Source organism: Rhodococcus sp. IEGM 1302 (genome assembly GCF_030056935.1).
Taxonomy (GTDB): domain Bacteria; phylum Actinomycetota; class Actinomycetes; order Mycobacteriales; family Mycobacteriaceae; genus Rhodococcus_F; species Rhodococcus_F qingshengii.
Genome location: NZ_JASHKY010000013.1, coordinates 92,063 through 110,847, shown reverse-complemented (window position 1 = coordinate 110,847; position 18,785 = coordinate 92,063). Strand labels below are relative to the sequence as shown.

At 62.0% G+C, this 18,785-nt stretch carries 20 protein-coding genes; 9 read left to right on the top strand and 11 right to left on the bottom strand.

Annotation, left to right across the window (positions count from 1 at the left end; translation table 11 throughout):
* Positions 1-29 precede the first annotated feature (29 nt).
* The gene (gene serB / locus QM609_RS18765; protein WP_003944761.1) at positions 30-1,250 is read right to left on the bottom strand and encodes a phosphoserine phosphatase SerB; all 1,221 of its coding nucleotides are present in this window, start codon (positions 1,248-1,250) and stop codon (positions 30-32) included.
* Positions 1,251-1,366: 116 nt separating this feature from the next.
* Complete coding sequence (ctaD, locus tag QM609_RS18760) at positions 1,367-3,157, bottom strand: aa3-type cytochrome oxidase subunit I (protein ID WP_020907234.1); 1,791 nt, start codon at positions 3,155-3,157, stop codon at positions 1,367-1,369.
* 349 nt (positions 3,158-3,506) lie between these two features.
* Between ctaD and QM609_RS18755 the strand changes: the two genes are divergently transcribed.
* From QM609_RS18755 to QM609_RS18745, 3 genes are all read left to right on the top strand, one after another.
* On the top strand, positions 3,507-4,502 hold the full coding sequence (locus QM609_RS18755) for an ABC transporter substrate-binding protein (protein ID WP_050655126.1): 996 nt from the start codon (positions 3,507-3,509) through the stop codon (positions 4,500-4,502).
* Positions 4,503-4,551: 49 nt separating this feature from the next.
* Positions 4,552-5,646, top strand: a complete 1,095-nt coding sequence (locus QM609_RS18750) for an iron-siderophore ABC transporter substrate-binding protein (protein WP_042924484.1) — start codon at positions 4,552-4,554, stop codon at positions 5,644-5,646.
* Positions 5,647-5,711: 65 nt separating this feature from the next.
* Positions 5,712-6,185 carry an NUDIX hydrolase gene (locus QM609_RS18745; RefSeq protein WP_042450043.1) on the top strand — a complete coding sequence of 158 codons (474 nt, stop codon included), beginning with the start codon at positions 5,712-5,714 and terminating at the stop codon, positions 6,183-6,185.
* 71 nt (positions 6,186-6,256) lie between these two features.
* Here QM609_RS18745 and nrdF read toward each other — a convergent pair whose 3' ends face one another.
* Positions 6,257-7,222, bottom strand: coding sequence for a class 1b ribonucleoside-diphosphate reductase subunit beta (nrdF, locus tag QM609_RS18740; protein ID WP_003944744.1), 966 nt, complete (start codon positions 7,220-7,222; stop codon positions 6,257-6,259).
* 170 nt (positions 7,223-7,392) lie between these two features.
* Here nrdF and QM609_RS18735 point away from each other — a divergent pair, with 170 nt between their 5' ends.
* Both QM609_RS18735 and QM609_RS18730 read left to right on the top strand, forming a co-directional pair.
* Positions 7,393-8,310, top strand: coding sequence for an SPFH domain-containing protein (locus QM609_RS18735; protein ID WP_003944699.1), 918 nt, complete (start codon positions 7,393-7,395; stop codon positions 8,308-8,310).
* Between the two features lie 12 nt (positions 8,311-8,322).
* On the top strand, positions 8,323-8,535 hold the full coding sequence (locus QM609_RS18730; protein WP_003944723.1) for a type II toxin-antitoxin system antitoxin: 213 nt from the start codon (positions 8,323-8,325) through the stop codon (positions 8,533-8,535).
* Positions 8,536-8,596: 61 nt separating this feature from the next.
* Here QM609_RS18730 and nrdE read toward each other — a convergent pair whose 3' ends face one another.
* The 3 genes from nrdE to nrdH form a co-directional block, all read right to left on the bottom strand.
* Positions 8,597-10,780: a class 1b ribonucleoside-diphosphate reductase subunit alpha gene (gene nrdE / locus QM609_RS18725; protein ID WP_003944756.1), complete on the bottom strand. Its 2,184-nt coding sequence runs from the start codon at positions 10,778-10,780 to the stop codon at positions 8,597-8,599.
* A complete protein-coding gene (gene nrdI / locus QM609_RS18720; protein WP_003944767.1) occupies positions 10,738-11,217 on the bottom strand; it encodes a class Ib ribonucleoside-diphosphate reductase assembly flavoprotein NrdI in 480 nt (159 codons plus the stop codon). Before nrdI ends, nrdE begins: the two co-directional genes overlap by 43 nt.
* Before the next feature lie 82 nt (positions 11,218-11,299).
* Positions 11,300-11,530: a glutaredoxin-like protein NrdH gene (gene nrdH / locus QM609_RS18715; protein WP_003944717.1), complete on the bottom strand. Its 231-nt coding sequence runs from the start codon at positions 11,528-11,530 to the stop codon at positions 11,300-11,302.
* A gap of 291 nt (positions 11,531-11,821) precedes the next feature.
* Between nrdH and QM609_RS18710 the strand changes: the two genes are divergently transcribed.
* Positions 11,822-12,649 carry a siderophore-interacting protein gene (locus tag QM609_RS18710; protein ID WP_050655125.1) on the top strand — a complete coding sequence of 276 codons (828 nt, stop codon included), beginning with the start codon at positions 11,822-11,824 and terminating at the stop codon, positions 12,647-12,649.
* Between the two features lie 70 nt (positions 12,650-12,719).
* Here QM609_RS18710 and QM609_RS18705 read toward each other — a convergent pair whose 3' ends face one another.
* Positions 12,720-13,286 carry an NAD(P)H-dependent oxidoreductase gene (locus tag QM609_RS18705; protein ID WP_030534957.1) on the bottom strand — a complete coding sequence of 189 codons (567 nt, stop codon included), beginning with the start codon at positions 13,284-13,286 and terminating at the stop codon, positions 12,720-12,722.
* A 106-nt stretch (positions 13,287-13,392) separates the two neighbouring features.
* Here QM609_RS18705 and QM609_RS18700 point away from each other — a divergent pair, with 106 nt between their 5' ends.
* Complete coding sequence (locus QM609_RS18700; protein ID WP_003944690.1) at positions 13,393-13,992, top strand: TetR/AcrR family transcriptional regulator; 600 nt, start codon at positions 13,393-13,395, stop codon at positions 13,990-13,992.
* A gap of 35 nt (positions 13,993-14,027) precedes the next feature.
* The gene (locus QM609_RS18695; protein ID WP_007736061.1) at positions 14,028-14,807 is read left to right on the top strand and encodes an META domain-containing protein; all 780 of its coding nucleotides are present in this window, start codon (positions 14,028-14,030) and stop codon (positions 14,805-14,807) included.
* 19 nt (positions 14,808-14,826) lie between these two features.
* Here the strand turns inward: QM609_RS18695 and QM609_RS18690 are convergent, their stop codons facing one another.
* A complete protein-coding gene (locus QM609_RS18690; RefSeq protein ID WP_003944766.1) occupies positions 14,827-15,381 on the bottom strand; it encodes a nucleosidase in 555 nt (184 codons plus the stop codon).
* Positions 15,382-15,449: 68 nt separating this feature from the next.
* Here QM609_RS18690 and nadE point away from each other — a divergent pair, with 68 nt between their 5' ends.
* Positions 15,450-16,274, top strand: coding sequence for an NAD(+) synthase (gene nadE / locus QM609_RS18685; protein WP_003944695.1), 825 nt, complete (start codon positions 15,450-15,452; stop codon positions 16,272-16,274).
* 25 nt (positions 16,275-16,299) lie between these two features.
* Here the strand turns inward: nadE and QM609_RS18680 are convergent, their stop codons facing one another.
* The 3 genes from QM609_RS18680 to moaA form a co-directional block, all read right to left on the bottom strand.
* A complete protein-coding gene (locus QM609_RS18680; RefSeq protein ID WP_003944763.1) occupies positions 16,300-17,055 on the bottom strand; it encodes a hypothetical protein in 756 nt (251 codons plus the stop codon).
* 314 nt (positions 17,056-17,369) lie between these two features.
* Entirely contained in the window at positions 17,370-17,627 is a 258-nt protein-coding gene (locus tag QM609_RS18675) for a MoaD/ThiS family protein (protein WP_003944706.1), read from the bottom strand.
* Positions 17,620-18,678 carry a GTP 3',8-cyclase MoaA gene (gene moaA / locus QM609_RS18670; RefSeq protein ID WP_047271625.1) on the bottom strand — a complete coding sequence of 353 codons (1,059 nt, stop codon included), beginning with the start codon at positions 18,676-18,678 and terminating at the stop codon, positions 17,620-17,622. Before moaA ends, QM609_RS18675 begins: the two co-directional genes overlap by 8 nt.
* Positions 18,679-18,785: the final 107 nt, after the last annotated feature.

Genomic DNA, 18,785 nt, shown 5'->3' with positions numbered 1-18,785 from the left:
TGGATCGGAACTGAATGCTGGATCGGAACTCATGGAATCGGTACGCGTCGCACGCCACCGTCGACGGCGTCCGCAGCCTCGACCTCGTCGCGGGTCACACCGAGAATGAACAGCACAGCATCGAGGAAAGGATGCGACAAAGCAGCGTCCGCGACCTCCCGCAACGCAGGCTTGGCGTTGAACGCCACGCCCAGGCCCGCGGCGTTGAGCATGTCGATGTCGTTGGCACCGTCACCGACGGCGACGGTCTGTTCCATCGGCACACCGACCTGATCGGCGAACTTGCGCAGCGCAACGGCCTTCGCGGCGCGGTCGACGATTTCACCGATCACACGCCCGGTCAGCTTGCCGTCGACGATTTCGAGGGTGTTGGCGTGCACGAAGTCCAGTTCGAGTTCGTGTGCGAGGCCTTCGATGACCTGCCGGAAGCCACCCGACACCACGCCGCAGTGGAATCCGAGACGGCGCAGGGTGCGAATCGTGGTTCGCGCACCCGGCGTCAGTTCGATGCTCTCTGCCACCTCGTCGATGACGGAGGCGTCGAGACCGGCGAGTGTCGCCACACGCTGGTGCAGTGATTCGGTGAAGTCGATCTCGCCGCGCATCGCAGCTTCAGTGACGGCGCGGACCTCGTCCTCGACGCCGGCCTTCGCGGCGAGCATCTCGATGACCTCGCCCTGGACGAGCGTCGAGTCCACGTCGAACACGATCAGACGCTTGGCCCGGCGAGCGAGACCTGCGCGCTCGACCGCGATGTCGACGTTTTCGAGAGCGGCGACCTCGGCGAGTCCGGTGCGCAGCTTCGCGTCGCCGTCCGCCGTATCGGCCGCGCTGACGCTGAGTTCGAGGCCGGTGACCGGATAGTCGGCGACACCACGGATGGAATCGATGTTTGCGCCCTGCTTCGCGAGTTCGCGTGCAACCGATCGCATTGCGCGAGCATTGACCGGGCTACCGAGAACAACGACCGCGTGGGTGGACACCGCGGGCCGTCCGGGATCGGCACCGATTTCGATGTCGACGTTCATTCCGACCGTCGCCATCGCCTGTTCGAGTTCTTCCTGAAGCGCTTCGGGATCGTTCGGGCAGGCAACCATGACACCGAGTGTCAGTCGACCTCGAATCACCACCTGCTCCACGTCGAGTAGACGCACATCGTGCCGCGACAGCGCCGCGAACAGTACCGAGGTGACGCCAGGGCGGTCCGGCCCGGTCACAGTCACCAGAACAGTGGTGTCAGAGGCACCCACCGAAAACTCCGATCGTTTCTTCGTTCGCGTCTTGATCGTCACTATTGTGCCAAGCGAAAGGCCCCACCCGTTACTCGGGCGGGGCCTTCGCTGATTACTTCAGTGTGTTACTTCGCTCAGGAGCGGCTGTCGGTTCCGGGGTCGCCTTCGTCCCCGACCGTGAGCGGCTCGTGACGAGCATCTTCGAGCACGGTGCTGGCGTTCTTCCCGCCGTGGCCGGGGCCGACGTGCGCTTCCGCGCGCATCCGCTCCACCATGTGCGGGTAGTGCAGCTCGAACGCCGGACGCTCGCTACGGATGCGCGGCAACTCGGTGAAGTTGTGACGCGGCGGCGGGCAGGTGGTTGCCCACTCCAGCGAGTTTCCGTAACCCCACGGATCGTCGACGGTGACCACCTCGCCGTAGCGGTAGCTCTTGAAGACGTTCCAGATGAACGGAAGCGTCGAGGCACCGAGTACGAAGGCGAAGATCGTGGACACCGAGTTCAGAACCGTGAACCCGTCCGAGGGCAGGTAGTCGGCGTAACGACGCGGCATACCTTCGGCACCGAGCCAGTGCTGAACGAGGAACGTGCCGTGGAAACCGACGAACGTGGTCCAGAAGTGCCACTTGCCGAGGCGCTCGTCCATCATGCGACCGGTCATCTTCGGGAACCAGAAGTAGATACCGGCGTACGTGGCGAACACGACCGTACCGAAGACCACGTAGTGGAAGTGGGCGACGACGAAGTAGCTGTCCGTGACGTGGAAGTCGAGCGGCGGGCTCGCGAGGATGACACCCGACAGACCACCGAAGAGGAAGGTGATCAGGAAGCCGATCGAGAACAGCATCGGCGATTCGAAGGTCAACTGCCCCTTCCACATCGTGCCGATCCAGTTGAAGATCTTCACACCTGTCGGCACGGCGATCAGGAACGTCATGAACGAGAAGTACGGCAGGAGAACAGCGCCGGTTGCGTACATGTGGTGGGCCCACACTGCGATCGACAGAGCGGCGATGGCCAATGTTGCGTACACCAGGCCGCTGTAGCCGAAGATCGGCTTACGGCTGAAGACCGGGAAGATCTCCGAGACGATGCCGAAGAACGGCAGCGCGATGATGTACACCTCGGGGTGACCGAAGAACCAGAACAGGTGCTGCCACAGGAGCACACCGCCCGTTGCCGGGTCGAAGATGTGCCCACCGAGATGGCGGTCGACGAACAAGCCCATGAATGCAGCGGTCAGCAGCGGGAACGCCAGCAGGATCAGGATGCTGGTGATGAAGATGTTCCAGGTGAAGATCGGCATGCGGAACATGGTCATACCGGGTGCGCGCAGGCAGATCACGGTGGTGACCATGTTGACGCCACCGAGGATGGTGCCGAGGCCGGCGACGGCCAGACCCAAGACCCACAGGTCGGCGCCGACGCCGGGGCTGTGCAGCGCGCTGGTCAGCGGCGTGTATGCCGTCCAACCGAAGTCTGCTGCGCCACCGGGCGTGACGAATCCGGCTGTCGTGATGATCGCACCGAACAGGTACAGCCAGTAGCTGAACGCGTTCAGGCGCGGGAACGCGACGTCGGGTGCACCGATCTGGAGCGGAAGAATGTAGTTCGCGAAGCCGAAGACGATCGGGGTCGCGTACAGCAGCAGCATGATCGTGCCGTGCATGGTGAACAGCTGGTTGAACTGTTCGTTGGAAAGGAACTGCATGCCGGGTACAGCAAGTTCGGCACGCATCATCAGTGCCATGAGGCCACCGATGAGGAAGAAGGCGATGGAAGTCGCCAAGTACATGATTCCGAGCACCTTGGGATCGGTGGTCGTGATCATCTTGAAAATGAATGAGCCCTTGGGTCCCTGCCGCGGCGGGTAAGGCCTGGCCGGCGCTATCGTGGGGACTGGCTGGGGCGCTACGGCAGTCACTGATCCTCCTGAATGTGCCTTTGGTCGCTCCGCAGACTCCGTGAAAGAGCCCTTGGTTGCGCCCGCAGGGTCCGTCGCCCGGGCTGCGGACAACGGCTTCTGGCTTGCGCTCATCGAATCGTAGACCGTGACTCCGAGGCACCGCGACCCGGTCCTACTCTGCGTCGTACTCGAGCATCCGTTTTTGGGGGCACCAAACGAACGACCTGCGGTTTATGTTCCCTCGGGAGTCCGAACCCACATCCGAATCGGCGTGTCGTACCCGTCGAAGAATTCGGCCGGTGTCCGTTTTCGGCCATCTCCTCCACTGATAAGGTCACCCTCGCCTAACTCACCTCAGGAGTATTCAGTGAAATTCTTTCCCCGCCGCGCCGCGCTGGTAGCCGTCGCAGCCTCGATCGCCTTGGTCGTTCCAGCCTGCTCGAGTAACGACGAGCCCGCTGCAACCACCACCTCGACCGAGTCGGGCGCATTCCCCCGCACGATCGAACACTTCCGTGGAAGCACCGAAATCCCGGCAGCACCCCAGCGGATCGTCGCGCTCGACAACAGCTTCACCGACGCCGTCCTTCTCCTCGAATCCCCGCTCGTCGGCTACGTCGACTACCGCGAGCCCGGTCTGCCCGACTACCTCGGATCCTCGCGGGAGGAATTCGCCGCGGACGCCGTCTCGGTCGGCACGGTCAGCAGTGCAAGCCTCGAGAAGATCGCCGCACTGCAGCCGGACCTCATCATCTCCGCCGAGGTCCGCGACGGGAAGAACTACGAGCAGCTCTCCGCAATCGCGCCCACCGTCTTCACCCAGACAACCGGTCCGACGTGGAAGGACAACATCCGCGTAGTCGGTCAAGCGCTGGGCAAGGAATCGCTGGCCGAGGCGAAAATCTCCGAATACGAAACTCGCGCGGCTGCCGTCGGCAAGGAAATCAACGAGAAGGCGAACAACCCGGTCATCTCGGTAGTCCGGTTCGCCGGTGAACCGACCGCACGTCTCTACCGCACCACCTCGTTCAGCGGCATCGTTCTTCAGGACGCCGGATTGAAGCGCCCGGACAACCAGGGACCTGACCCCGCCGACGCCGGCAACATCATGATGAAGATCAGCCCCGAGCTGATCAACGAAGCCGACGCGGACGTCATCTTCATCAGCACCTGGCAGGACGCCGAGGGCAAGAGCGCCGAAGCCGCGAAGCCGTTCCTCGAGAGCCCGCTGTGGCAGACGCTTCGAGGACGCAAGGTCGACGTGGACGATTCACGGTGGATGTCGCCGGTCAGCATCCAGGGCGCCCACATGATCCTCGACGACCTCTCGGACACGTTCGAGGTGGACAAGCAGAACAGCTGAGTCGAACAGCTAACCTGAACGGCGCCCGCTCACACAGGAAGCCGTCGACTTGTCTGTTCTCTCACGCACGTCTGTTCTCTCACGCACGACCGCCCGCACGTCCGTTCGTCGTGTCTCGATCCTGGGGATCACCGCCACGATGCTCGTCCTCGGTGGTTGCTCGTCCGACTCGTCGGACGATCCGGCGAGCACCATCGTCCGGACCACTACGTCGATCGCCGGTGCCGGCGTGATGGGCATCGAACGCGACACCGCCACCGCGTGCCCGACGCCGACGCAAGCCGACCCGGGAGCGGGCCCCGGGGTGAAGCGTCGAGTCGTACACACTGCGGGTGAAACCGAGGTTCCTTCCGATCCCCAACGGATCGTGGTCCTCGACAGTGTCTCGATGGACGCCGTGTGCGCCCTCGGTCTGTGGGAGCGGGTAGTGGGCGCCGCAACCGGTGTCGACTCGCCTCAACCGTCGTACCTGGGTTTCGGCATCTCGGAGATTCCGAGTGTCGGCCCCGTGAGCGCACCTGACGTCAACGCCGTGAAGGCCGCCGCGCCGGACTTGATCCTCGGGTCCAGTCCGGCGTCCGACGGCTTGTACGGGCAACTCGACGCCATCGCCCCCACCGTGTTCGCGGGCTCGGATCCCGTGTACTGGAAAGCGCAGTTCGCCCTCGCCGGCCAGGCACTGGGCCGTTCGTCCGCGGCTGCGACGGAGCTGGACCGCTACCAGCAGGACGTCGTGCAGCTCGGCGACGCATTGAATGCATCGCAGACGCAGGCATCAGTGGTTCGGTTCGGTTCGAAGGACCTGCAGATCGAGGGCCCCGCATCCTTCGCCGGACAGATCCTCAGCGACGTCGGCGTCCGGCGCCCACCGGCGCAGCGATTGACCGATGCGACCACGGCACCGATTCCGGCCGACGATCTCAGCGCCGCCGAAGGGGACTTGATCTACGTACTCTTCGACGGGCCGAACGGTCGTACCTACGGCACCGAGGTCATGAAGAGCGACCAGTGGCAGGACCTCGCCGCTGCCACCGACCGACGTGTGTTCGTAGCGGAAGACGACATCTGGAGCGGAAACGGGATGACTGCTGCCCGTGCCGTATTGGCGGACTTGAAGGGAACCTTGAACGGATATGCCAGCTGACTGGAACGAACCACAACTCCGACATTCGAAGCGGCTCGCCACAACTGTGACGGTCGGGTTCTGACATGCCGATCCCGGAATTCATTGTCGCTTTGCGCGAGAAGGTCGGTCATGCGCCGCTCTGGCTGTCCGGAGTGAGCGTCGTGATCCGCGACGACGACGGCCGGATCCTGCTCACCCGCCGCGCCGACAACGGTCAGTGGGCCGTCGTGTCCGGCGTTCTCGAGCCTGGGGAGGAACCGTCGGCGGCGGCGGTGCGCGAGGCGAAGGAAGAAACCGGCGTCGACGCCGAATTGGTTCGGATCACGAGTATCGATGTCACAGAACCCATTACGTACCCCAATGGTGACGTGACTCAGTACCTCGACGTCTGCTTCCTGGCCAGGTGGACCGACGGAGATGCACACGTGGCGGACGACGAAAACCTCGAGGTCGCGTGGTTCGCGCCGAGCGAACTGCCTTCGGACATGACGGAAACCTCGCGTCTGCGCCTCGCAAAAGCGTTGCAGGACAAGCCGGAAGCGTGGTTTCAGCGCTAGCCCGCTCTCAATACACGGCCGAAGCCCGATTCCCGCGTGTGCAGGAGTCGGGCTTCGGCGTGTAGGTCGCTCTAGAAGTCCCAGTCGTCGTCTTCGGTGTTGACGGCTTTGCCGATGACGTAGGAGCTACCCGAGCCGGAGAAGAAGTCGTGATTCTCGTCCGCATTCGGTGAAAGTGCCGACAGGATAGCCGGATTGACGTCCGTCTCGTCCTTCGGGAAGAGGCCTTCGTAGCCGAGATTGTTGAGCGCCTTGTTGGCGTTGTAGCGCAGGAACTTCTTGACATCCTCGGTCAGACCGACGCCGTCGTAGAGGTCCTGGGTGTAGTCGACCTCGTTCTCGTAGAGCTCGAAGAGCAACTCGAACGTGTAGTTCTTGAGCTCTTCACGCTCGGCCTCGGTGAGCTGTTCGAGGCCCTTCTGGTACTTGTAGCCGATGTAGTACCCGTGCACAGCCTCGTCGCGGATGATGAGGCGGATGAGGTCTGCGGTGTTGGTGAGCTTGGCTCGCGAGGACCAGTACATCGGCAGGTAGAAGCCGGAGTAGAAGAGGAAGCTCTCGAGGAGCGTCGATGCGACCTTGCGCTTGAGCGGCGACTCGCCGTTGTAGTAGTCGAGAACGATCTGCGCCTTGCGCTGCAGGTTGGGGTTCTCCTCCGACCAGCGGAACGCGTCGTCGATGTCGGGGGTGGAGCACAGCGTCGAGAAGATCGAGCTGTAACTCTTCGCGTGCACCGATTCCATGAAGGCGATGTTGGTGTACACCGCTTCTTCGTGGGGAGTGATCGCGTCCGGGATGAGGCTGACGGCGCCGACCGTTCCCTGGATGGTGTCGAGCAGCGTCAGGCCCGTGAAGACGCGCATGGTGAGCTGCTGCTCCTGCGCGGTCAGCGTTCCCCAGGACGGGATGTCGTTGGAGACCGGCACCTTTTCGGGCAGCCAGAAGTTGCTGACGAGGCGATCCCATACCTCGGCGTCCTTCTCGTCCTGGACGCGATTCCAGTTGATGGCGGAAACGCGACTGACCAGCTTGACCATAATTCCTACCTAGCGAGAGAGATACTGCCGAATGTTGGCTTGCCTGAACACTACCCGTTGTGTCGGGTCCGCGATGCCAACACAACAACATGTGTCGCACGCGCCCCTCCACGAGTACAAAAAATGTGATATCAATTAAATATCACTTACCGATGGAAAGCGAGTCTCGCATGACCAGCACACCCACCGTGGCCGAGAAACCGACCGGTGTCGCCACCACAACGATCGCCGAACGCCCAGGCTGGGACCTGTCCGGCAGCTGGATGCTCCTCGGCGGCGTCCTTCTCTTCCTGGCCGGAATCGCGCTGTCCGTCGTTGGCGGAGTTCTGGGACTCTTCGCCCTGATTCCGGTCGGAGTGGTGCTGTTCATCGCGTCACTCCCCCTCCTGATGGGCCTGACCTTGGTGCAACCTAATCAAGCCCGAGTTCTGCAACTTCTCGGAAGCTCGTACAGCGGCACCTTGCGCACGCCGGGACTGCGATGGACAAACCCGCTGACGGTCCGTCGATCGATCTCGACGCGCATCCGAAACCATGAGACCGGTCAGGCGAAAGTGAACGACGCCGACGGCAATCCCATCGAGATCTCGGCGGTGGTCGTCTGGCAGGTGGCCGACACAGCGCTCGCCTCGTTCCAGGTGGACGATTACGAGGAGTTCGTCTCCGTACAGACCGAGGCGGCCGTCCGCCATATCGCCGGTAGCTACCCGTACGACGCCGAAGGCCGAGTCTCGTTGCGCGAGAACGCCGATATCATCACCACCACCTTGTCGGAGGAGGTTCACGCCCGCGTGCGTGCGGCGGGTGTCGAAGTTATCGAGACACGCATCAACAGGCTCTCGTATGCACCGGAGATCGCCAGCGCGATGCTTCGGCGCCAGCAAGCGGGTGCTGTGATAGCCGCCCGCAAGCAAATCGTCGAAGGCGCGGTGTCCATGGTCGACATGGCACTCAAGCAGCTCGAGGAGAAGCACGTCGTCGAACTCGACGAGGAACGCAAGGCCACGATGATCAGTAACCTTCTGGTCGTGCTGTGCGGCGACCGCGACGCACAACCGGTGCTCAACACCGGTTCGCTCTACCAGTAAAGGAAAGGCCACATGGCCACGGATCCAGCTCCGCGATCCGAGCGTAAGAAGATCCTTCTTCGGTTGGACCCAGCGGTACACGACGCCCTCGCCCGCTGGGCCGCCGACGATCTCCGAAGTACCAACGCCCAGATCGAGTTTCTCCTTCGGCGCGCACTCACCGAGCACGGTCGAATGCCGAAGAATGCCGGCAAGATGCACGGTCCCGGCCGCCCGCCGGCCTGATACCCCTGTGCGCCTTTTCGGTAGTAACCACTACCGAAAAGGCGCACGGGGGCGGAGCCCTCTACAGCATGCAGGAAACGCAGCCCTCGACCTCGGTGCCTTCGAGTGCCATCTGACGCAGACGGATGTAGTACAGCGTCTTGATGCCCTTACGCCACGCGTAGATCTGCGCCTTGTTGATGTCGCGGGTGGTTGCGGTGTCCTTGAAGAACAGCGTCAGCGACAGGCCCTGGTCGACGTGTTGCGTTGCGGCAGCATAGGTGTCGACGATCTTCTCGTACCCGATTTCGTAGGCATCCTGGTAGTACTCCAGGTTGTCGTTGGTCAGGTAGGGCGCCGGGTAGTAGACGCGGCCGATCTTGCCTTCCTTGCGGATCTCGATCTTCGACGCCACCGGGTGGATGGAGCTGGTGGAGTAGTTGATGTACGAGATCGAGCCGGTCGGCGGGACGGCCTGAAGGTTCTGGTTGTAGATACCGTGCTTCTGAACCGAAGCCTTCAGCTCACGCCAGTCGTCCTGGGTGGGGATGTGCAGCTTCGCATCGGCGAAGAGTCCGCGAACCTTGTCGGTTGCAGGCTCCCAGGCCTGGTCGGTGTACTTGTCGAAGAATTCACCCGAGGCGTACTTCGACTCCGGGAAACCCTTGAAGTACGAGCCGCGCTCGATGGCGATCTTGTTCGACGCACGCAGTGCGTGGAAGAGCACGGTGTAGAAGTAGATGTTCGTGAAGTCGATGCCTTCTTCGCTGCCGTAGAAGATCCGCTCACGAGCAAGGTATCCGTGCAGGTTCATCTGACCGAGGCCGATGGCGTGAGAGTCGTTGTTGCCCTGCTCGATCGACGGCACCGAGTAGATGTGCGTCTGATCGGACACCGCCGTCAATCCGCGGATCGACACTTCGATGGTCTTGGCGAAGTCGGGCGAGTCCATGGTCTTCGCGATGTTCAGAGAACCCAGGTTGCAGGAGATGTCCTTGCCGACCTTCGAGTAGGACAGGTCGTCGTTGAACAGTGAAGGCGTCGAAACCTGCAGGATCTCCGAGCACAGGTTCGAGTGCGTGATCTTGCCCTCGATCGGGTTCGCCCGGTTCACCGTGTCCTCGAACATGATGTAGGGGTAGCCCGATTCGAACTGCAATTCGGCGACGGTCTGGAAGAACTCGCGAGCTTTGATCTTGGACTTGCGAATTCGCTTGTCGTCGACCATCTCGTAGTACTTCTCGGAGACGTTGATGTCGGAGAACGGAACTCCGTAGATGCGCTCGACGTCGTACGGCGAGAACAGGTACATGTCCTCGTTCTTCTTCGCCAGTTCGAACGTGATGTCCGGGATCACGACGCCGAGTGAGAGCGTCTTGATACGGATCTTCTCGTCGGCGTTCTCACGCTTGGTGTCGAGGAACCGGTAGATGTCGGGGTGGTGCGCATGCAGGTACACAGCACCGGCACCCTGACGCGCACCCAACTGGTTGGCGTAGGAGAACGAGTCCTCGAGAAGCTTCATGATCGGGATGACACCCGAACTCTGGTTCTCGATCTTCTTGATCGGGGCGCCGTGCTCACGAACGTTGGTGAGCAGCAAGGCAACTCCGCCACCGCGCTTGGACAGCTGCAGTGCCGAGTTGATGGAGCGACCGATGGACTCCATGTTGTCTTCGATACGAAGCAGGAAGCAGGACACGGGCTCACCGCGCTGCTTCTTGCCCGAGTTCAGGAACGTCGGGGTGGCGGGCTGGAAGCGTCCGGCGATGATCTCGTCGACGAGTTCGACGGCCAGGTCTTCGTTGCCTGCGGCCAGGGTGAGCGCAACCATGCAGACACGATCTTCGAAGCGCTCGAGGTAGCGCTTACCGTCGAAGGTCTTGAGCGTGTAGGAGGTGTAGTACTTGAATGCACCCAGGAACGTCGGGAAGCGGAACTTCTTGGCGTACGCGTGATCGATCAGGAACTTCACGAAAGTACGTGAGTACTGATCGAGAACCTCGGGCTCGTAATAGTTTTCCTCGACGAGGTAGTCCAGCTTCTCGTCGAGGTTGTGGAAGAACACGGTGTTCTGGTTGACGTGCTGCAAGAAGTACTGACGGGCTGCAGCGACATCCATCTCGAACTGGATCTCACCGTTGGCGCCGTACAGGTTGAGCATGGCGTTGAGTGCGTGGTAGTCGAGACCGTTGGTGGAATCGCCGCCGCGCGCATCACGCTCTACGCTTCCTGCCGCGATCGTGTCAGTGATGGTTGGCGCCACTGCCCGTGCTCCTTCTCTGTTTCGAGATGATTCCAGAACTCCCCCAAGCCTTCTCGTACCCGGTCGACGTCCTCGGCAGTGCCCATGAGTTCGAACCGGTACAGAAAAGGAACGTGGCATTTCTGGGAAATGATGTTTCCTGCATAGCAAAAGGACTCACCGAAATTGGTGTTTCCCGCCGCGATCACTGCTCTGATCAACGACCTGTTGTGTGGATTGTTCAAAAAACGAATGACCGGCTTCGGTACATAACTGGTGTCGCGCCCTGTCACGGTGACCCCGCCACCATAGGTGGGCAGAATCAGCACATAGGGCTCGTCTACACGAAATGAGCCGTCACGGTCATGGATAGGTATACGTGTCGCAGGCAGGCCGAGACGTTGAACGAATCGGTGGGTGTTCTCCGACACGCTGGAAAAGTAGACCAGCGAAGTCATCGGTTGTCACCATTTTCTTGTACGGTGCCCGGAACTACTCAGATGTGTCGGCGGAGGTGTCCACCGCCGACACTGCGGCGCTTCAAGCAGCGACGGTCAGGGTCTTGATGCGATCGGGACGGAAGCCCGACCAGTGATCTTCACCGGCAACCACGATGGGTGCCTGGAGGTACCCGAGAGCCATGACGTAGTCGCGGGCTTCGGCATCCTCGGTGATGTCGATGACGTTGTATTCGAGACCGGCCTTGTCCAGGGCGCGGTAGGTGGCATTGCACTGAACGCAAGCGGGCTTGGTGTAGACGGTGATGCTCATGAGAGTCCCTCTTTCGCTTAGCCAACAAAGGCCGATGTAGTGATGTTCAGCACCGATACGACCGATTGCCGGAGTCTCGCTCGAGGCGTTCCGCGTTGTGGTCTCTCAGTGCTCAAGACACTACACCTAGTGGCCGACAGAAACACATAACGCGAGATGTTGTGAGTCACATCGTTGGAATTCCCAGGTCGCCCCAGTTCAGCGCCTTCATTTCCCGGCGCGTCGGCGTGTCGCGCGTCACAGTTTCTTTTTGTGCTCGCCAGCCTCTCGGAGCCGCGCCACGGACCTACCATGAGCGTCGTGGAAACACCCCCGAAGGACGAGGCTCCACGCCACGAGGCAACCGTGACGAGAACACAGCAGGTGACACCGTTGATGCGCAGAATCACCTTCGGCGGGGAGGGCCTGAGCGACTTCGAGACGAGTGGTAGCCCGGACGAACGGGTGCTCGTCAGATTCCCCCTCGATCCCCCTCACGCCCGTAGTTACACGGTCCGGCGCTGGCAGCCGTCGAAGAACGAACTGGAGATCGACTTCGTTCTCCACGGCCACGGCGGCGCGGCACTCTGGGCCGCGACTGCGCAACCGGGCGAGACCGTTCACCTCTCGACGACGAGCGGGTGGTTCACGCCGCCGGCAGGTTGCGACTGGCTGCTGATGGTCGCCGATCACGCCGCTCTGCCCGCGATCGGGCGAATTCTCGAAGAAGCACCCGACGGTCTACCGATCCACGTCATCGCGCAGGTACCCGCGCCGAGCGAACAGCAGACGTTCACGACGCGCGCCGACGCTCACTACCGATGGATCGAGGAATCGGACTCGCTGCTCGCCGAATTGGCCGACGCTGCCCTGCCCCCCGGCGAGGGCTACATCTGGTGTGCAGTCGAGGCCGCGACCGCCAGACGCATCCGCGCCCATCTGCGTCGAACATGGGAAATCCCGGCACCCCGCATGCACGTGATGGGTTACTGGCGGGAGGACAAGGAGAACTGGGAGCGTCGGTACGCCGTCGTCGCCGACCGTATCGACGCCGCGATGGGCGAAGCGATGATGGCCGGCAAGGATTTCGAAGCGGTTCGCGACGCCGTCGACGACGCGATGGAACGCGAAGGGCTTTAGCGCATATGGGCGTGACTCGCATACGAGTGAGGGCCATACCTTCCGGCATGGCCCTCACTCGTGAAACGGATTACGCGTTGACGAGCTGCTTGCCGGCGTCGACGAGGTCGGAGACGACCTTGGAGACCTGAGCGAGCACCTCTGCGTTCTCACGCGGGTGCAGCTCACCGAACAGTGCGCCGGTTCCACCGATGCTCAGTGCAGTGTCCTCGACGACCTTGCCGCCGGCGATACGGACCGCCTTGGTGGTGTCTTCGTGTGCCCACTTGGCGCCGTTGCCGCTGGGCGAAGCGCTGATGACTGCGACAGCCTTGTCCTTGACTGCACCGACACCGTACGGACGCGAGATCCAGTCGATGGCGTTCTTCAGAACTGCGGGAATGGTGCCGTTGTACTCGGGGGTGACGAGCAGGAACGCGTCCGCGTCGCTCGCAGCGGAGCGCAGTGCGTCGACAGCGGGGATGGAAGCACCCTCGACGTCGATGTCTTCGTTGTAGAAGGGGACGTCGGCGAGGCCTTCGAAGACCGTCAGCGTGGCACCCTCGGGTGCGGCGGACACAGCTGTCTCGGCAAGCTGGCGGTTGACGGATCCGGCGCGCAGGCTGCCGACGAGAACGAGAACATTGGTCTGTGACATAGCGAGTTTCCTTCGAGAGTGGTGCGGTTGGTGGCTCCGGTTGAAAGTTATATCAACTAAACGGACCGCGGTCCACTTACATTCCCCGGCCCTGTAACCTGATCCCGTGAGCGCAATCCCCCTCCCCCAGATCGGCGCCGCGCCGGTCGAGCGCGGTGACGCAGCACGTAACCGCGTACTTCTGCTCGACGCCGCAGCCCTCCTCGTTGCCGAGCGAGGTGTCGACGCGGTGACGATGGACGCTGTCGCGTGCCGGGCCGGTGTGGGCAAGGGCACAGTTTTTCGGCGCTTCGGCAATCGATCGGGACTGATGCAGGCACTGCTCGATCACACCGAGCGAGAACTGCAGCAGGCATTCATGTTCGGCCCCCCACCGTTGGGTCCGGGCGCGCCGCCGATCGAGCGCCTCATCGCGTTCGGACGAGCCCGGATTGCCATGGTGGAAGTACAGGGCGAAGTCCTCCGAGCGGCGGAAAACGCTCCTGAATACCGCTTCGGCGGTCCGGCCCGGGCTCTCGGCATCGCTCACGTCATCGGGCTTCTTCGAGGAGCCGGCGTCGAGGGCGACCTCGATCTGCTCGCTTCAGCACTGTTGGCACCGCTCGAAGCGTCGCTCGTCCTTCATCAGGTGCGCGATCTCGGGATGACCACCGAGCGCCTGGCGGCCGGCTGGGAAGACCTTGCCCGGCGCGTTACTCGATGTTGACTCCCCAGATCCGTCCCACCACTTAATGTGAGCCCATGCGCATCGCTGCAGCCGTCATCGGCCTCCTGACCATCGCCGCGGTAAGTGGTTGCTCCGCTTCGTCCGACTCCCCCGAAGACAAGACGGATCCCTCCGGTCGTGTGTTCATCTCGACCTCCGTGGATGGAACACAAATTCCCGGCGGCGGCCCGCTGACTCTCGACTTCAGCCAGGCCGGTCGAGTGTCCGCGAGCGCCGGATGCAACACGGCAAACGGTTCGGTCGAGTTCAACGACGGCACGCTGACCACCGGCACCATGGCGTCGACCATGATGGGCTGCCCTCCCGGCATCGCCGAGTCCGACTCCTGGACAACAACATTGCTGACCGCCGCGCCGGCGTGGAGCCTCGACGGCGACACCCTCGTCCTGACATCGAAGGACGCCACAGTCACCCTGCAGGACAAGAAAATCGTCACGCCGGATCGACCGCTGCAGGGCACGACGTGGACTGTCACGTCCCTCATCAGTCCCGATGCGATCAGTACGAGCCTGGCTCTGGAGACGTCAGCTCCCGAACTGACGATTGCCGCAGACGGTTCGGTCAGCGGGAGCACCGGATGCAATCGCATGACCGGAAGCGCCCAGACGTCCGACACCACAGTCACGTTCACGCCGATGGCAACCACGCGTATGGCTTGCCCCGAGGAGAACATGGACATCGAGCGCCAGATACTGGCGGTGCTCGACGGCGAAGTGAGCTACACCGTCGACGCCGACACGCTGACCCTGCGCAAGCCCGACGACACCGGATTGATACTGACTGCGCAGGCTTGACCAGACGCTGCAGGCTCGATCAGACGTTGTCGAGCAGCCAGCGCCCCAACTCGCGGGCGCTGGCATCGATCATCGCGGGCCAGTCCAAGGCCGAGTCGTCCGCGTGATCGCTGACGTGTTTGACGAGTCGGCAGGTAGCACCCGCTGCCTGCGCGGCGAATGCGATGGCAAATCCCTCCATGTCGACCAGATCGGCTCGCTGCGCAAGGGCGTCCCGGGTTGCAGCGTCGGCGATGAATGCGTCGCCGGTCGCCAACACCGAGTCGTCACCGCCGGCGAGCACCAAACGGTCCGCGACGTCGTGCCCCAGCGCTCGGATCGCGGTGCTGCTGATGTCGTGATTGATGACGACGCCGGGAACATAGAGGCCGCCGTGGTGCGCGTGCAGCGCACCGGCTGTCCCGATGTTGACGACCAGCGGCAGATCATCCCGCTCGTACCGCGCGAGAGCAGAGGCGACTGCTGTTGCAGCACTGACCTTTCCAATCCCCGTGATCAGCAGTTCGTATCCTTGCGGCACGTATGCCGCTTCCGACTTCGTCGCACTGACCACCAGAACGTTGTTCGCACTCATGTGCGCGACCGTACCGCCCCGGATACGGTGGCACTGCACGCGCCTGCTCACATCGCTAGAGTCCATTCATGGCCACACTGCGTGAAAGCATCATCGAAGAACTCGGCACAAAGCCGACAATCGACGCCGCAGCGGAGGTTCGCGCGCGAGTCCAGTTCCTGAAGGACTACGTGCGCTCGACCCCCGCCAAAGGGTTCGTTCTGGGAATCAGCGGCGGTCAGGACAGCACGCTCGCCGGAGCCCTCGCCCAACGCGCGGTCACGGAACTTCGTGAAGAAGGCCACGAGGCCGAGTTCGTCGCCGTTCGACTCCCCTATGGCGCTCAGGCTGACGAATCCGACGCTCAGATCGCGCTCGGCTTCATCAAGCCGGACCGCTCTCTCACGGTCAACGTCAAGCCTGGCGCCGACGCGACGGCCCGTGAGGCCTCCGAGGCGTTGGGGAACGGCGAACTACGCGACTTCGTCCGCGGCAACATCAAGGCGCGCGAACGAATGGTCATCCAGTATGCGATTGCCGGTCAGCTCGGCTATCTCGTGATCGGTACCGACCACGCCGCAGAAGCGATTACCGGCTTCTTCACGAAATTCGGTGACGGCGGTGTCGACATCACGCCGCTCACCGGCTTGAGCAAACGCCAGGGCGCTGCATTGCTGCAGGAATTGGGCGCACCCGAGAGCACGTGGCGCAAGGTGCCGACCGCCGACCTCGAGGACGACCGACCCGCGCTACCCGACGAAGTTGCCCTCGGCGTCACGTACTCACAGATAGACGACTACCTCGAAGGAAAGGACGTTTCCTCCGAGGTAGCCGAGAAGCTCGAGAAGATGTTCACCAACACTCGTCACAAGCGCACGGTGCCGGTCACACCCCTCGATGACTGGTGGAAGTAACTCCTACCAGAGCTCTTACCAGCGACTAGCTACCGAACAGGCTGCCGAAGACGTCGCCCAGCGAACCCGTTCCCGAAGCCGGATCCTTCTTCGCGAAGTTGGTGGTGCATCCGTTGAACTGCACTGCATCGACCAGCGTCGACGTGGCGGCGGAACCGGTGCCCACACTGACGCCGTAGTGGTCGACTACCGCGTTCGGGTTCGCGGCGACGATGTCAGCCAAAGGCACTGACACGCGGTCCTTGGCGCCGTCGATGTTCTGAGTGCTCCACCACACGCCCTTCTGGAGATCCGCGTGAACGCCGCCGTCAGCCGTCGGCGTGGCGTCGGGTCCCGGGACCCACACCAGGGTGGTGAATCCGTTCTCGAACTTTCCGCCGGTCGTTCCGGTGAGGCGGAGCTGGAACGCCGCAGTCGGCGTGGCGGCGCGCTCGGCAAAGCCGATCGCCTTGCCGACTGCGTCGGACAACTTGATACCGCCGGCCGAATGGTAGGAAACCGAACGATCGCCGGTACCGTCGACGGCCAGCTTCAGTGAACCGTCCTTGTCGAGAACGTTGTCGGCCGAATACGACGCGGTCTGATCCTTCTCGTCGGTGAACGGGATGCCCCACCCGTTCGGCGTCGCTTCGGTGGACAGGGTCGAGCACGAGGCTTCCGGCGCAGAAGAGCCGAGAGAACCGGTGGACGGAAGCGCAGTAGCAATTGCCGGAGCGGTGAGTGCAGCTGCTCCGAGGAGCGCTACGACGACTCCGACACGGCGCGTGGAATTAATCGACATTGAAATACCTTTCACATATCCCGAGTGGAATTGCGCCAAAATTAACACATGTCGACAATTACCAACAGCGAAGGTATTTCTTTTGTCATCCAAACAGATGACAATTCACCTTGGCAATTCGAAGTGCATTCGCTCCCCCAAAAGTAGGAGAAACTAAACAAAACGACCAGTGCTGGACAATTGACCAACAATGGAGAAAACGGAGATAGATGCCACTTGAGCTGGAGTGATCAAGATATAAATATTTGGACCGGCAAACCGAAAAAGGACAATACGTCGGCAGCCCACAAATAGCTACGCCGGCAATTCTCGGACTAGCCTCCAGCGAAAGGCGGAAGAATATCGACAGCGCTACCGGAGGCTCGAGAGACGTCGCGGGTCAACTCGTCACCGACGAGGAAAGCCGAGACCGACAGCACTCGCTCCATCTCCGGTCCGTATCGCCCGACCAGCACCGCCACCAACTCGGCAAGTGTGTTGTCAGGCGAGATGGCGACTACCTCGCTACGGCAACCGGATACATCCGCTGCAGCAGCAAAGTAACGAACCGAGATCGAATGCGGATCAGCCACCAATCGCTCCCATACTTCTTTCCGGCGGAACGAAGTCCGCGGCGTCGATGCCGTGCCCTGCCCACTTGTTCCACATCGCACCGCGCCACAAATCCGCTAGTTCGTCGTCACTTGCTCCAGCCCTGAGCGCGGCACGCAGGTCAACTTCACGGTCACTGAACAAACATGACCGAATTGTTCCCTCTGCGGTCATTCGCGTCCGATCGCATTCACTGCAGAACGAGCGGGTCACGGAAGCGATGATCCCTACCGTCATCGTGGTCCCGTCGACGCGCCATTCTTCAGCAGGAGCCGACGGATCTTCACGGCCGATTGCTTCCAATTCGAAACGGCTTCCCAAAACGGACAACAATTCAGCCGCGGTCACCATGTTCTCGCGTGCCCATGCATGGTCTGCGTCCAGAGGCATTTGCTCGATAAAGCGCAATTCGACGCCGGCTTCGAGGCACCACTGCAAAAGATCCGCCGCGCCGTGGAGCGTTTCACGCATCAGCACCGCATTGATCTTCAGTGGCGCGAGCCCGGCCGCAGCTGCCGCTCGAATTCCCGCGAGAACGGACGGCAACCTGTCTCGACGCGTCAATTCAGCGAAATGGGCGCGATCAACCGAATCCAGGGAAACATTCACGCGAGTCAAACCAGCTGCAGCCAGCTTTGCGGCACGATGTTCGAGCCCAACGGCGTTGGTAGTCATGGAAAGTGGAATTCCTGGCACGCGCGCGGCGCACCCCCCGATGATCTTTTCGAGGTCACTACGCATCAGCGGTTCGCCGCCGGTGAATCTCACCTCGCGAATACCGACTCGTTCGACGCCGATTCCGACTACTCGAATGATCTCGTCGGCACTCAGAAGATCTTCCGCAGCGATGGCCGGCAAGCCTTCCTCCGGCATGCAATACGTGCAACGAAGTGAACACTTCTCGGTGATCGAGACTCGCAGATCTCTGGCAACACGCCCGAACCTGTCGACCAGGAGATCCGTCTCGGGACGACCGGCGAGGGAGGCAGCGTCGAACCGCACGGTGGGAATTCCCATCGAGACCACTGTCATCACTTCACCAACTTCCGTATTGCTCCAGTATGACCGAAAGCCGTACTCCGTGTGTCGGACGGACCACACCGCCTAGGATCAAAACATGTCGAGGTTGTCGAGGTTAC